The sequence below is a fragment of the Rhodococcus sp. NPDC004095 genome (genome assembly GCF_053604015.1).
Window position 1 is genome coordinate 378,214 of sequence record NZ_JBSGGS010000001.1, and the last position, 13,000, is coordinate 391,213.

Genomic DNA, 13,000 nt, shown 5'->3' on the forward strand with positions numbered 1-13,000 from the left:
GTCGAATTTCTGCGTATAGACCCCGGCGCCAGGACTGCCGAGGAGGAGCACCGGCGATCAGCTGGCGAACAGGGACGTGAAAAGACCGATGTTGTAATCGACGCTGAAGGCGAGTGTCGGCTCCGGCGTCGTGTTGACAAGGGGGATCTCTCCGTCCGCGTCGACGCAGGACGTGACGACCTTGTAGTTCCAGTTCGGATTGAGGGGCGGCGAGGTGTACGTACCGTCGCCCGGATTCCCGGTCAACACTACGTCGCCGTGGAAACTCTCCCGGCCGAACTCCTCCAGCACGTCCACGGAGCATCCACTCAGGGTGGGAGAACTGATACCGGTGAAATCGACCTGAATGGTGTCGGCGCTGGGCTTGAATACGTGAACCGAACCGGCGGCCGTGGCCGAGCTCAGTGCAGGGTTGGCGACCAGTGCGAGGGCGGCGAATCCGACAACGGCACCCACGCGGGTAACGCTCTTACGAGAAGTCTTCACAGTGATCCATTTCTTGACGGGTAACCGGCTCGCCGGAATGCGAGTCCATGACAGCCGACATCATGCACCCCCGACCCGGCCCGACGTCACACTCTCGGAAGACTGAACACAATCGAAATATACTGTCTAACAACATGATTGACCGAGCGATGCCGGATCATCACGCGGCAGCCGCAGAATCGGCACCGTGTCCAACCCTCAGGCCACACCCCCGCCGTCGCCGCGTTGCGCACGCGCATCGCGGGCGAGGTACCTACTCCACCAATGTGCACTGGGGACACCCGAACCGCGGCGACTTCACCAGCGGGGCACGCTTCGTCGACCTGATGGAGCGGCGCGACGGCCGGTGGGCGATCGCCGAGCGGTGGGCGGTGCGGGAATGGACCCGTTCCGACGCGGGTCGGGTGACCGATCCGGAGGCGGCCTGTCCGCGGGGCACCCGCGGCGGTGGCGACCTGCTCGACGCGCTGCCCGCCGGGTGAGCGATCGCGCCTGGCCCGCGCGGCGGGAGTGCCATGGCCGCTCACCTGCACGGTGAGCGGCCACGACCGTCAGCTGCCGAAGATCCGGCTCAGGCTGCCGGCGTCGAGGCCCAGGCTGCCGGTGTCGAGCGTGACGCTGCCGAAGCTGGTGGCGGAGCCGACGGTGACGGGCACGCCGTCGACGGGGGTCAGCGGCGTCGAGCCGTCATCGTCCAGGCACAGGGCGTGGACGGTGTAGTCACCGCTGTCCAGTCCCTGCGAGACGAAGGTCCCGGCGCCCGGGTTCCCGAGGATCAGTACAGGGTTGGCGGTGGACTCGGTGCCGCTCGCGTTGTCCACCCTGACCCAGCAGGCGATCAGTGACGGGGAGCTGACGTCGGCGAACTTGACGGTGATCGTGTTGCCGCTCGACGTCACGTTCGCGGTGCCCGCGACCGCGGCGGAACCGACGGCCGGGTTGGCGACCAGTGCCGCGGCCCCGAGGCCGGCGATGACGGCGAGTCGTGCGGTGCTCTTGCGGGATGTCCTCACAGCGTGTCCGTTTCTCGATGATGGTCGGGTGCGGATGGTGGTGCGCGCGGTGCGCACGCCGGCAGCCATCATGCACGACTCACACCCGCCGGTCAGGGCTTCTCGAAATCTGCCGCGTTCAATCAATCGTTCTGTCTAACAGCATCATTCGATTACGCCACGTCAGCGGCCATGCGCGCCCGGCGCGACAGTGTGCGGTGGTCGTAGTATCGGCACCGTGCCCAGTGCGGATACGACAGGCGCCGCCGTCGCGGAATTACGCTCCAGCCTCGACGGCGAGGTCGACGATTCCACCCGCCGTCGGGCCGAGTACTCCTCCGACGCCTCGAACTACCGAGTACCCCCGACCGCGGTCGTGTTCCCGCGCTCCGACGAGGACGTGGCCGCAACTCTCGCGGCCGGCCGCGCCCACGGCGTCCCGGTGACGGCTCGCGGAGCGGGGACGTCCGTAGCGGGCAACGCGATCGGCGCCGGACTGGTGCTCGACTTCTGTCGCCACATGAACCGGATCCTCGACCTCGATCCGGGCGCCCGGACCGCGGTCGTGCAGCCGGGGGTGGTGCTCTCCTCGCTGCAGCGGGCCGCCGCACCGCACGGTCTGCGCTTCGGCCCGGATCCGTCGACGCAGGACCGGTGCACCCTCGGAGGCATGCTCGGCAACAACGCCTGCGGCCCACGCGCCGTCGCCTGGGGGCGGACCGCCGAGAACGCACGCCGGCTGCGCATCCTGGACGGCACGGGCACGCAGCGCGTCCTCGCCGACGACCTGTCCGTGGTGCCCGGGCTGGACGCCTTCGTGACCGCAAACCTGGCGACGCTGCGCACCGAGCTCGGCCGCTTCGACCGGCAGGCGTCGGGATTCTCCCTCGAGCACCTCCTGCCCGAACGGGGGCACGCGCTCGCCAGGGCATTCGTCGGCACCGAGGGCAGCTGCGGCCTGATCCTCGACGCCACCGTCGACCTGGTTCCGGTCCCCACCGCGACTGCGCTCGTGGTTCTCGGCTACCCGGCCATGCCCGACGCCGCCGACGACGTCCCGGCGCTGATGGCGGCCCGCCCCCTCGCCGTCGAGGGTATCGACGCCCGGCTGGTCGACGTGGTCCGACGACACAAGGGCGCCGCCGCCGTACCCGAACTGCCCCGCGGCGAAGGCTGGCTCTTCGTCGAGATGGCCGGGGACACCGCCGAACAGGCGCTCGCCGACGCCGCGGCGCTGTGTGCGGCGTCGAACGCGGTGGATACCAGGGTCGTGGCGACCGGGCCCGAGTCGGCGGCCCTGTGGCGGATCCGAGCGGACGGCGTCGGGCTGTCGGGACGCACCCGGCGCGGGCGCCCGGCCTGGCCCGGATGGGAGGACGCCGCAGTGCCCCAGCACCGTCTCGGGGCGTACCTGCGCGACTTCGACGACCTGATGGGCGAGCACGACGTGGACGGTCTGCTGTACGGCCACTTCGGTGACGGGTGCGTGCACGTCCGACTGGACTTCCCGATGGATCGGGCGCCCGATCGCTTCCGCGCATTTCTTCTGGACGCGGCCGCACTGGTCGCCGGGCACGGCGGCTCGATGTCCGGTGAGCACGGCGACGGACGCGCACGCTCCGAACTGCTGCCGCTGATGTACTCCCCCGCCGCGCTCTCGGCGTTCGCGGAATTCAAGTCGCTGTTCGACCCGGACGCCGTGCTGAACCCCGGCGTGGTGGTGGACGCGGCACCGGTGGATGCGGATCTGCGGATACCCGCTGCCCGGCCGGTCACCCGGGCCGGCGGATTCGCGCTGCACGACGATGGCGGCGACCTCTCGACCGCGGTCCATCGGTGCGTCGGAATCGGCAAGTGCCGCTCGGAATCCGGCGGATTCATGTGCCCGTCGTACGTGGCGACCCGGGATGAGAAGGACAGCACCCGAGGCCGGGCGCGGGTACTGCAGGAAGCGATCAACGGCACGCTCGTGTCGAGCGGGTTCGACGCCGGAGAACTCGCCGAGTCCCTGGACCTGTGCCTGTCGTGCAAGGCGTGTTCTTCCGACTGCCCGGCGGGGGTCGACATCGCCACCTACAAGTCGGAGGTGCTGTATCGCCGGTATAGGCGGCGACTGCGCCCGCGGGGCCACTACACGCTCGGCTGGCTGCCTCGCTGGGCGGCCGCTGCGACCCGGGCACCGCGTGTCGTCAACGCCGCGACCGGGGTGCCGTTCCTGCGGCGCACCGGATTGCGGCTGGCCGGACTCGACCCGCGCCGCGGAGTACCGGCGCTGGCACGAGCGAGTTCGCGCCGATCCCTGCGCCGCAGATCTGCTGCACCGCAAGCGGAACGCAGCGTTCTGTTGTGGCTGGACACCTTCACCGATGCCTTCACCCCGGCGGTGGCGAGTGCCGCGGTCACGGTGCTGGAGCACGCCGGATACCGAGTCGAGCTGACCGAGAGGCGGTCCTGCTGCGGTCTGACCTGGATCACCACCGGCCAGTTGGATGGGGCGCGAAGACAACTCGCTCGTACGCTCGACCAGTTGCAGCCGCACCTCGATGCCGGCCGACCGATCATCGGGCTGGAGCCGTCGTGTACCGCGGTGCTGCGCTCGGACCTGGTCGAACTGCTCCCGGACGATCCCCGGTCGCACCTCGCGGCAGCGGCGACACACACCTTCGCCGAGTTTCTTTCCACCGCAACCCTTCCCGACGGCACACCCTGGCACCCACCGCGCCTGGAGGGCGTCGAGGTCGTGGTGCAGCCGCACTGCCACCAGCACGCCGTCACCGGATTCGCGGCCGACCGTGCGCTACTGGACCTGGCCGGGGCGACGGTGCACCAGCTCACCGGCTGTTGCGGACTGGCCGGCAACTTCGGAATGGAACGCGGACACCACGATGTCTCGGTCGCGGTCGCCGGCCACGCCCTGCTGCCCGCCCTGTCCGCGCACCCGGACGCGACGCTGCTCGCGGACGGCTTCTCGTGCCGCACCCAGGCCGCCCAGCTGGCCGGGCGCGAGGGCGTCCACCTTGCCCAGTTGTTCGCCACGCACACGACCTGAACTGCGCACCTCCCCCGATCGGTTGCTGTCGTGGGGCATCATCAGTCGACTCGGCTCACTCCCGAGCCGGGCCGACTCGAAGGGTTGGTGAGGTAGTCGTGCCCACAACTGCGCGCTGGAAGACAATGGCCGCGACCATCGCCGGGACGGCCACCGCCGTCCTCGCGGTGAGCGCGATGGCGGCGCCAACGGCGTCCGCCCAGATCCCGCCGCCCGCGCCACCCGCGATCAGCACGACGGTCGACGGCAATCACCTGACGATCAAGCTCTCCGACCCCAACAGCGGACTCGCGCAGGCCCTGACCTTCTGCACCGCGGCGCTGGTGAACCCGGCCAAGGCCGTCCCCCTGATTCCCGCGCTCGCGGGGGGAACCCTGCCCCCGCTGGATCAGATCGACCCCGCCGTGTTCCAGTGGGGACCGTCCGCGACCACCACCAACGCATTGGTCCGCGAACGGACGTACGAGGTCCCCGACGTGCCCGTCGGCGTCTACGTCGCGCTCGGCGTCTGCATCAACCCGAACATCACCAATCCGGCCGTCGACTTCGAGCCGGTGTTCGTCGGGAGCCCGATCGAGGTCGGGTCCGCGGTCCTCGACCTCGGCAGCGCCGTCGCAGGCACCCCCGGCGCGATCGAAGCCATCCTGGACCTGATCGGCGTCGACACCGGCAGCCTCGGCGGCAGCGCGGGGTAGCCGACCAACCGCCGGGCGGTGTCCCGCTGCCCGGGACACCGCTCGCACCCGCGTCGGCGTAGACGGAGGATGCGGGGATGACCAGCGAGTTTGTTCAGAACGAGGCACCCGCCGAAGCGATCCGGTCCCTCATCGCCCGCATCGCACACGCCGCCGACGAGGCGTCGGTCGAGACGTACGCGCAGCTCTACACCGACGACGCGGTGTGGGAGATGACCGGCACGACCGCGTCCGGCGCCAAGCCCCAGGTCTCCCGGGGGCTCGCGGAGATCATGGCGGCCGTCCGCGAACGTCGCGGCGCGGGCATCGCCGGACCCGGGACCGGCACCCGGCACCTGACGACGTGCGTCGCGGTCTCCGTCGACGGCCCGGACACCGCGCGCGCAGAGTCCGTCTGGCAGTTCTACGCCGAGACGGCCACGGCGCCGCGGTTGACGAGCATGGGCCGGTATCACGACCTGTTCCGGCGGGAAGACGGGCGCTGGCTGCTTGCCCAGCGCACCATCTCGGTCGGCTGACCCGGTCGGCGCCGCCTCAGTCCACCTGCGGCGCCCACTGCACGCCGTTGATGTGGCTGCCGCCGTCAACGAACAGCGTGTTGCCGGTGAGGTAGCGGGAGTCGTCGGACGCGAGGAACGCGGCGACGGTGCCGATGTCGTCGAGGGGATCACCGATGCGTCCCATCGGGTTCGCCGCCTCCTGCCCGGCCGCCATCTGCGGGTTCGCCTCGGCGACGCGCTGGTAGGCGGCGCTCTTCGCACCCGGGCAGATGACGTTGCAGCACACGTGCTTCGGCGCCCACTCACGGGCGGCGGTGCGGGTCATGCTGCGCAGCGCCTCCTTCGCGGCGTTGTAGTACACCGAGTACATGTGAGCGTTGACGCCGTTGAGGCTGCACATGTTGATGACGCGTCCGGTGCCGTGCTCGGCGAGCGCCGGAAACGCGCGCTGCATCGCCCAGAACGCCGACATGACACCCATGTCGAAGCCGATCCGCATGTTCTCCTCGGCGGTCTTCTCGAACCGCGCGTAGCCCAGCGGACGCCAGGCGTTGTTGACGAGGATGTCGAGACGTCCGAACTCCTCGGTGCCCGCGTCGACCATCGCGTGCACCTGCTCACGATCGGTGACGTCGGCGCGGATGAACTTCGCGCCCACGCCCCACTCGTCGGTGAGCCACCGAACGGTGTCGGCACCCGCCTGCTCGTCGATGTCCGAGACGATGATGTTCGCGCCCTCGCGGGCCATCGCGCCCGCCACACCGCGGCCGATGCCCATGGCCGCTCCGGTGATGACGGCAACCCGTCCGTCCAGCTTGCCCATACCTGCGCTCCTCCTGTGTGCTCGTTCCACCCCTCCCCGCTGACCGAATGTGGGATTCGGTCAGTTGAACCGACCGGATCCCACATTCGGTAGGACCGTCAGCGGGGGCGCGGAACCGTGGCGTCGATGAACAGACCGTCGACCGAGACGCACACCTCACCGGCGGCGTTCTTGATGTCTCCGACCGTGCGGATCTTGCGGCCTTCCACCGAGATCTGCTTGCCGGTGATCGTCAGCGGCTCGAACAGCGGCGTCGGCTTGTGGTACCGCGTGTTGAGTTGCGCGGTCATGCCTGCCTTGCCGCCCCAGGCGTTGGCGACACCGAGCACGTGGTCGAGGATCAACGCCGAGACGCCACCGTGCACGCACCCGGGCGGACCCTGGTACGGCAGGGTGAGCGTGACGACGCCCTGAACCGAACCGTCCTCGAGCCCCTCGATCACCAGCGGGGGCGCGATGGCGTTCTCCGGACCGGTGATCGGGTCGTGCCGGGTGACGCCCTCCCCGCTCCACATGTCGACCAGCCGCTCGGCCACCTCGGGGGCATGCTCCTCGAGGTGGTCGGCGATGCTGTTGAGCTCCTCCGCGACCCGGTCGAGGTTCGCGTTGCCGCGATCGGTGCGCAGCATCGCGTCGATCACCCGACGGGCCGCCGCGGTGGCGCGATCGACCGGGGTGTCCTGCGGCGCAGCCGTCAGCACCGTCCGGTGCGGGTGGGTGCGGACAGTGGGGTGGGTGTTGCCCTCGTTCACGACCGGACCTCCATCGTCGCGTGCGTGAGCACCGGCTGCCCGTCCCGTTCGGGGCAGGTGGCCACCAGGGTGAGGGTGTCACCGTCACGCCAGACGGCGGTCTCGATGGTCTCCCCGGGGTACAGCGATCCGGCGAATCGCACCGAGAACGACTGCACCCGAGTCGGATCCCCGTCGAGCACGCCGTCGACGACGGCCTTGCACACGACCCCGTACGACGCGAGCCCGTGCAGGATCGGCTGGTCGAACCCGGCCATCTTCGCGAACTCCGGGTCGGCGTGCAGCGGGTTCAGGTCGCCGCTGAGCCGGTACACCAGCGCCTGCTGGGTGCTCGTGGGCGACACCAGCACCGTGTCGGCGTCCCGCTCCGGCACCGCGTTCGACACGTCCGGTCCGGCCTCGCCGCCGAAGCCGCCCTCGCCGCGCGCCCAGATCTGCATTCCGGTGGTCCACAACGGGTTTCCATCGGAATCGCTGGCGGACTGCTCGAGCACGATCACCGCGGCCTTGCCCTTGTCCCAGACGTTCGCGACCCGCGACGAGATCGTCGCGGTGCCCGACGCCGGGATCGGGGCGTGCAGCGTCAGCGACTGCCCGCCGTGCAGGATCTTGCGCAGGTCGATGTCGATGCCCGGCATGTTCATCCCGACCGGCTTCAGTGTCCCGGCCGAGATGCCCTGGCCGGCGACCATCGCGAAGGTCGGCAGCACCCGCAGACCCTTCTCGTACACCCAGCCGAGTTCGGCCGGGTTCAGCGAGTCGACACCCGCGCCGAGGCCCAGGTGGTACAGGATCACGTCACGCTCGGTCCAGCTGGCCTCGCGGACGGTTGGGGCGGCCGACAGGGCGGCGCTCACGTCGATCGGCATTGGGGTTATGACTCCTTCGAGATGGTTCCGGACCGGTAGAGAGTGACGACGCACGCCCCACCGAGACCCAGGTTGTGTTGCAGGGCAACGGAAGCACCGTCGACCTGACGCGCGTCGGCCTGCCCGCGCAACTGCCAGTTCAGCTCCGCGCACTGCGCGAGACCGGTGGCACCCAGCGGGTGCCCCTTCGAGATCAGACCGCCGGACGGGTTGACGACCCAGCTGCCGCCGTAAGTGGTCGCACCGGACTCGACCAGCTTGCCGCCCTCGCCGGGCGCACACAGGCCGAGGCCCTCGTAGGTGATGATCTCGTTGATCGCGAAGCAGTCGTGCAACTCGATCACGTCGACGTCCTCGATCGTCAGCCCGGACTGCGCGAACACCTGCTCGGCGGCCGCGCGGGTCATCGGCGCGCCGACGACGTCGATCATCGACCTCTCCGCGAACGCCTCCTCGCCGTCGGTCGTGAGCGCCTGCGCAACGATCTCGATCGCCTGGTCCTCGAGGCCGTGCTCGCGCACGAACTTCTCGCTGACGACGATCGCGGCGCCGGCGCCGTCGGAGGTCGGCGAGCACTGCGACCGGGTCAGCGGCGCGTGAATCATCTTGTCGCCCAGCACCTGCTCGAGGGTGTACTCGTCCTGGAACTGCGCGTACGGGTTGTTCACCGAGTGCCGGTGGTTCTTCACCGCGACCGCGGCGATCTGCTCGGCGGTGGTGCCGTAACGCTCCATGTGCTCGACCGCGGCGTTGCCGAACAGCTGCGCCGTCATCGGGCCCTTGCCCCAGCCGAACTTCTCGATCATGATCTTGAGCTGGTCGTCGAGGGTGGTGACCTTCGGCATCTCGCCGGTGCCGGTCATCGACGTCTTGGTCATCTTCTCGAAGCCCACGGCCAGCGCGCAGTCGACGAAGCCGGCCTGCACCCACTCACGCGCCATCAGCAGCGCGGTGGACCCGGTCGCGCAGTTGTTGTTGACGTTGACGATCGGGATCCCGGTCAGCCCGGTCTCGTACAACGCCCGCTGCCCGGCGGTGGACGCCCCGAACACGTAGCCGGCGGCGGCACGCTGGACCTGTGAGTAGTCGATGCCGGCGTCCGCGAGCGCCTTGCCGACGGCCTCGGTGACCATGTCCGGGTACTCCCAGTCCCGGGACTCGATCTTCTCGAACTTGGTCATGCCGACGCCGACGACAAAGGTGCGGTTCATGTGACTACGTGCTCACTTTCCGGGTTCTGGATCGCGAGGCAGACCGAGGATCCGCTCGCCGATGATGTTCAACTGAACATTCGTCGTACCACCGGCGATGGACATGCACTGCGAATTCAGGAACATCTGTGTAGCGGACCTGCGATCCTGCTCGCCGAGCAGCGACGACGGACCCGCCCACTCCATTGCGACCTCCCACACCTGCTGGATGTGTTCGACGCCGAGCAGCTTGGCGATCGACGACTCGGCGCCCGGCTGCGCGCCGGTGAGCGAGCGCAGCGTGGTGCGCAGACCCATCAGCCCACCGGACTGGGCGTCGCACAGCACCTTGCCGAGCACGGTGAGCTGTTCGGCGTCCAGGCCGCCGGGCACCGTCGCGGCCAGCGTCAGCAGCGCCTCGCCGCCGGAGCCCAGCGAGGAGTCGTGCGAGAGCGAGACCCGCTCGTTCGCGAGGGTGGTGCGGGCCAGCTTCCATCCGTCACCGGGCTCGCCGACCAGGCACTCGTCCGGGACGAACACGTCGTCGAAGAACACCTCGTTGAACAGCGCCTCGCCGGTGATCTCCCGAAGCGGGCGGATGTCGAGACCCTCGGAGTTCTTGATGTCGATCAGGAAGTACGACAGTCCCTTGTGCTTGGGCACGTCGCCGTCGGTGCGGGCCAGGCAGATGCCCCAGTGCGCGTCGCGAGCCATCGAGGTCCACACCTTCTGGCCCTGCAGCTTCCAGCCGCCGTCGACCTTGGTGGCCTTGGTGGACAGGCCTGCGAGGTCGGACCCGGCGCCGGGCTCGGAGAACAGCTGGCACCAGACGATGTCGCCGCGCAGCGACGCCGGGAGGAAGCGCTGCATCTGCTCGTCGTTGCCGTGCGCGATCAGGGTGGGCACCACCCAGTTGCCGATGATCATGTCGTGCGGCCTGATCTTCGCGTCCCGCAGCTCCTCGGCGATCACGAGCTGGGTGACCGCGTCGGCGCTCTTGCCCCACGGGGCCGGCAGGTGCGGTGACGTGTAGCCCCGCTCCGCGAGGTAGGTCTTCTGCTCGGTACCCGCCAGCTCGGCGGCCGGCGCCAGCTCGGCGCGGATGTCGGCGCGGATCTGCTCGGCCTCCGCGGGCAGCTCGATGCTGAGCACGCGACGGGCGCCCTCGAGGGTGAGGTTCGCGACGCGGCGCTTCCAAGAGGCAGTGGAGCCCAACAGGATTCGCAGCGACTGCGCGCGCCGCATGTAGAGGTGGGCGTCGTGCTCCCACGTGTATCCGATGCCGCCGAGTACCTGGATGCAGTCCTTGGTGACCTGGAACGCGGCCTCTGGCGCGACCGCGGCGGCGACGGCGGCGGCCAGCGACGACTCGGCACTCGAGACGTCATCGCCGAGCGCGCGGACGGCGTCCCACGCGGTGACGCGGGCCTGCTCGGTCAGGCTCAGCATCCGGGCGGCCTTGTGCTTGACGCCCTGGAACTGGCCGATGACCCGCCCGAACTGCTGACGGACCCGCGCGTAGTCGGCGGCGGTGGTGGTGGCCCAGTCCGCCAGCCCGGCCGCCTCGGCGGCGAAGAGGGCCGCGGCGACGTCGAGGACCCGCTGAGGGTCCAGCGTCAGCACGTCGCCGTCGGCGAGGGCGAGGCCGCCGACCGTGATCTCGGCGTTGCGACGGATCACGTCGTAGCCGGGCAGTTCGGAGATGTCCAGGCGATCCCGCGAGACGACGACGAACGCGAGCTCGCCCGCGTCATCCGCGGCGAGCAGGAACACGTCGCCGACCTGTCCGCCGAGGACGTGGCTGGACGTGCCGGACAGCGTGGCCGCGCCGCCGTCGCGGACGATGCGCAGGTCGCCGGGCTGCAGCGCCACCGCACCGAACAGCGAGCCGTCTGCCAGGCCCTCGAGCTCGGCGTTGCGACCCGCTTCGTGCAGGACCTCGGAGACGACGACCGTGGGCAGGAACGGTCCGGGGACCATGGCGCGGCCGAGTTCCTCGGCGACGATGGCGGTTTCCAGGAGCGAGAAGCCGGCGCCGCCGACCTCCTCGGGCAGGTGCAGCCCGAGCATGCCGAGCTCGGCGAGCGAGCTCCAGTACTGCGGCCGGGTCTCGACCTTGGCCTCGACGGCCTCACGGATCACCTCGGGGGTGGCGTACCGGGCGGCCCAGCCGCGCACCGAGTCGCGGAGCTCGCGGTCCTCGTCGCTCATTCCAATGGTCATCAAAGGGTCCTTAAGTAGAAGAAATTCTAGTGCCGATCCCGGGCGCTCGTCCGAGTGAACGGAACATTCGGTCGAGTGGATCGAGTGAGCGCTTCCGTTCACTCGACCGGGAGGGCGGTCAGATGCGCTCGATGATGGTGGCGGTGGACAGCGCGCCGCCCGCGCACATGGTGATCAGCGCGGTGGAAAGGTCCGAGCGCTCGAGCTCGTGCAGCGCGCTGGTGATCAGCCGCGAGCCGGTGGACCCGACCGGGTGACCGAGCGCGATCGCGCCGCCGTTGACGTTGACCTTGCTCATGTCCGCCTTGTGCACCTGCGCCCAGGACAGCACGACCGAGGCGAACGCCTCGTTGATCTCGACGATGTCGATGTCCGACAGCGACATCCCGGTGCGGTCGAGCACGGCCCGAGTGGACTCGATCGGGCCGTCCAGGTGGTAGTACGGGTCGGAGCCGACCAGGGTGGACGCGAGGATCCGGGCCCGCGGCTTCAGTCCGGCCTCCCGGGCCTTCTCCTCGCTCATCAGCAGAACCGCCGCGGCACCGTCGCTGACCTGCGAGGAGTTGCCGGCGGTGTGGATGCCACCCTCGATCACCGGCTTGAGGCCGGCGAGGCCCTCGGCGGTGGTCTCCCGCAGGCCGCCGTCGCGGGTCACGGTTGCAACCTCGCCGGTGGGCTCACCCTCCTTGTTGACGACCGGGGCCTGCACCGGGACGATCTCGCGGTCGAAGCGACCCTCGGCCCAGGCCTGCGCGGCCCGCCGCTGCGACTCCAGGCCGAGGGCGTCGACGTCCGCACGCGTGATGCCGCGGTTCGCGGCGATCCGCTCGGCGGAGGTGAACTGGTCACCCATGTCGATGGTCCAGTCGTCCGGGTACGGGTTGCCGGTGCCGGGCGCGTTGGCCTGACCGAGGAACACGCGGCTCATCACCTCGACACCGCAGCCGATACCCGCGTCGACCTGCCCGGACGCGATCAGGCCCGCGACCATGTGCACGGCCTGCTGCGAGGAGCCGCACGCGCAGTCGATGGTGGTCGCGGCGGTCGTGAAGGGCAGTCCGGCGTGCAGCCATGCCTGGCGGGTGACGTTGTTGGACTGCTCACCGGCCTGGGTCACGGCGCCGCCGACGAGCTGGCCGACCTGGTCGGCGGGCAGCCCGGTGCGGTCGAGGAGCGCCTTCTGGGCGGCACCCAGCAGCACGGCGGGGTGCACCCCGGCCAGCTGACCACGACGACGGCCGATCGGCGTCCGCGCGGCCTCGACGATGACGACGTTGCTCATTGTTGCTCCCCTGAGAAGACGGTTTTCTGAAACGTATTCTATTTCCGCGAAGAGGGCAATGCCCGGGCCGTCCCACCGGACGAGACGAGCCGCCTCCAACGTCCGATGGACGGTGGGCGGCGGCTCGGTGCGGGAAGGT

12 protein-coding genes are annotated in these 13,000 nt (G+C 69.8%); 4 read left to right on the plus strand and 8 right to left on the minus strand.

From position 1 onward, the window contains the following. Nucleotides 1-57: 57 nt before the first annotated feature. A complete protein-coding gene (locus tag ACWEPG_RS01760; protein WP_450116944.1) occupies nucleotides 58-456 on the minus strand; it encodes a hypothetical protein in 399 nt (132 codons plus the stop codon). 296 nt (nucleotides 457-752) lie between these two features. Between ACWEPG_RS01760 and ACWEPG_RS01765 the strand changes: the two genes are divergently transcribed. Beyond that, nucleotides 753-968 carry a hypothetical protein gene (locus ACWEPG_RS01765; protein WP_450116945.1) on the plus strand — a complete coding sequence of 72 codons (216 nt, stop codon included), beginning with the start codon at nucleotides 753-755 and terminating at the stop codon, nucleotides 966-968. A gap of 69 nt (nucleotides 969-1,037) precedes the next feature. Here the strand turns inward: ACWEPG_RS01765 and ACWEPG_RS01770 are convergent, their stop codons facing one another. Beyond that, nucleotides 1,038-1,499 carry a hypothetical protein gene (locus tag ACWEPG_RS01770; RefSeq protein WP_450116946.1) on the minus strand — a complete coding sequence of 154 codons (462 nt, stop codon included), beginning with the start codon at nucleotides 1,497-1,499 and terminating at the stop codon, nucleotides 1,038-1,040. A 217-nt stretch (nucleotides 1,500-1,716) separates the two neighbouring features. On the opposite strand from ACWEPG_RS01770, the gene ACWEPG_RS01775 reads away from it, so the two are divergent. The 3 genes from ACWEPG_RS01775 to ACWEPG_RS01785 all read left to right on the plus strand — a co-directional run bounded on the left by ACWEPG_RS01775 (nucleotide 1,717) and on the right by ACWEPG_RS01785 (nucleotide 5,740). Continuing rightward, a complete protein-coding gene (locus ACWEPG_RS01775; RefSeq protein ID WP_452593735.1) occupies nucleotides 1,717-4,527 on the plus strand; it encodes an FAD-binding and (Fe-S)-binding domain-containing protein in 2,811 nt (936 codons plus the stop codon). A 125-nt stretch (nucleotides 4,528-4,652) separates the two neighbouring features. Continuing rightward, nucleotides 4,653-5,222: a hypothetical protein gene (locus tag ACWEPG_RS01780; protein WP_452593736.1), complete on the plus strand. Its 570-nt coding sequence runs from the start codon at nucleotides 4,653-4,655 to the stop codon at nucleotides 5,220-5,222. A 77-nt stretch (nucleotides 5,223-5,299) separates the two neighbouring features. Beyond that, complete coding sequence (locus ACWEPG_RS01785) at nucleotides 5,300-5,740, plus strand: nuclear transport factor 2 family protein (protein ID WP_450133574.1); 441 nt, start codon at nucleotides 5,300-5,302, stop codon at nucleotides 5,738-5,740. Nucleotides 5,741-5,756: 16 nt separating this feature from the next. Here the strand turns inward: ACWEPG_RS01785 and ACWEPG_RS01790 are convergent, their stop codons facing one another. From ACWEPG_RS01790 to ACWEPG_RS01815, 6 genes are all read right to left on the minus strand, one after another. Then, nucleotides 5,757-6,545 (minus strand): SDR family NAD(P)-dependent oxidoreductase, encoded by a 789-nt coding sequence (locus ACWEPG_RS01790; protein WP_450116950.1) that lies wholly within the window; start codon nucleotides 6,543-6,545, stop codon nucleotides 5,757-5,759. Between the two features lie 98 nt (nucleotides 6,546-6,643). Then, on the minus strand, nucleotides 6,644-7,297 hold the full coding sequence (locus tag ACWEPG_RS01795) for a PaaI family thioesterase (RefSeq protein ID WP_450116951.1): 654 nt from the start codon (nucleotides 7,295-7,297) through the stop codon (nucleotides 6,644-6,646). Further along, nucleotides 7,294-8,166, minus strand: coding sequence for a MaoC/PaaZ C-terminal domain-containing protein (locus tag ACWEPG_RS01800; protein WP_450116952.1), 873 nt, complete (start codon nucleotides 8,164-8,166; stop codon nucleotides 7,294-7,296). The genes ACWEPG_RS01795 and ACWEPG_RS01800 overlap by 4 nt, the downstream gene beginning before the upstream one ends. A 5-nt stretch (nucleotides 8,167-8,171) precedes the next feature. Further along, complete coding sequence (locus ACWEPG_RS01805; RefSeq protein WP_450116953.1) at nucleotides 8,172-9,377, minus strand: lipid-transfer protein; 1,206 nt, start codon at nucleotides 9,375-9,377, stop codon at nucleotides 8,172-8,174. Nucleotides 9,378-9,389: 12 nt separating this feature from the next. After that, nucleotides 9,390-11,579 (minus strand): acyl-CoA dehydrogenase, encoded by a 2,190-nt coding sequence (locus ACWEPG_RS01810; protein WP_452593737.1) that lies wholly within the window; start codon nucleotides 11,577-11,579, stop codon nucleotides 9,390-9,392. A gap of 118 nt (nucleotides 11,580-11,697) precedes the next feature. After that, nucleotides 11,698-12,861, minus strand: a complete 1,164-nt coding sequence (locus ACWEPG_RS01815; protein ID WP_452593738.1) for a steroid 3-ketoacyl-CoA thiolase — start codon at nucleotides 12,859-12,861, stop codon at nucleotides 11,698-11,700. Nucleotides 12,862-13,000 lie beyond the last annotated feature (139 nt).

Excerpts from the sequence above, each read along its gene's own strand:
- ACWEPG_RS01780 (WP_452593736.1), top strand. The coding sequence starts at position 4,653 with ATGGCCGCGACCATCGCCGGGACGGCCACCGCCGTCCTCGCGGTGAGC.
- ACWEPG_RS01785 (WP_450133574.1), top strand. The coding sequence starts at position 5,300 with ATGACCAGCGAGTTTGTTCAGAACGAGGCACCCGCCGAAGCGATCCGG.
- ACWEPG_RS01790 (WP_450116950.1), bottom strand. The coding sequence starts at position 6,545 with ATGGGCAAGCTGGACGGACGGGTTGCCGTCATCACCGGAGCGGCCATG.
- ACWEPG_RS01800 (WP_450116952.1), bottom strand. The coding sequence starts at position 8,166 with ATGCCGATCGACGTGAGCGCCGCCCTGTCGGCCGCCCCAACCGTCCGC.
- ACWEPG_RS01805 (WP_450116953.1), bottom strand. The coding sequence starts at position 9,377 with ATGAACCGCACCTTTGTCGTCGGCGTCGGCATGACCAAGTTCGAGAAG.
- ACWEPG_RS01810 (WP_452593737.1), bottom strand. The coding sequence starts at position 11,579 with ATGACCATTGGAATGAGCGACGAGGACCGCGAGCTCCGCGACTCGGTG.
- ACWEPG_RS01815 (WP_452593738.1), bottom strand. The coding sequence starts at position 12,861 with ATGAGCAACGTCGTCATCGTCGAGGCCGCGCGGACGCCGATCGGCCGT.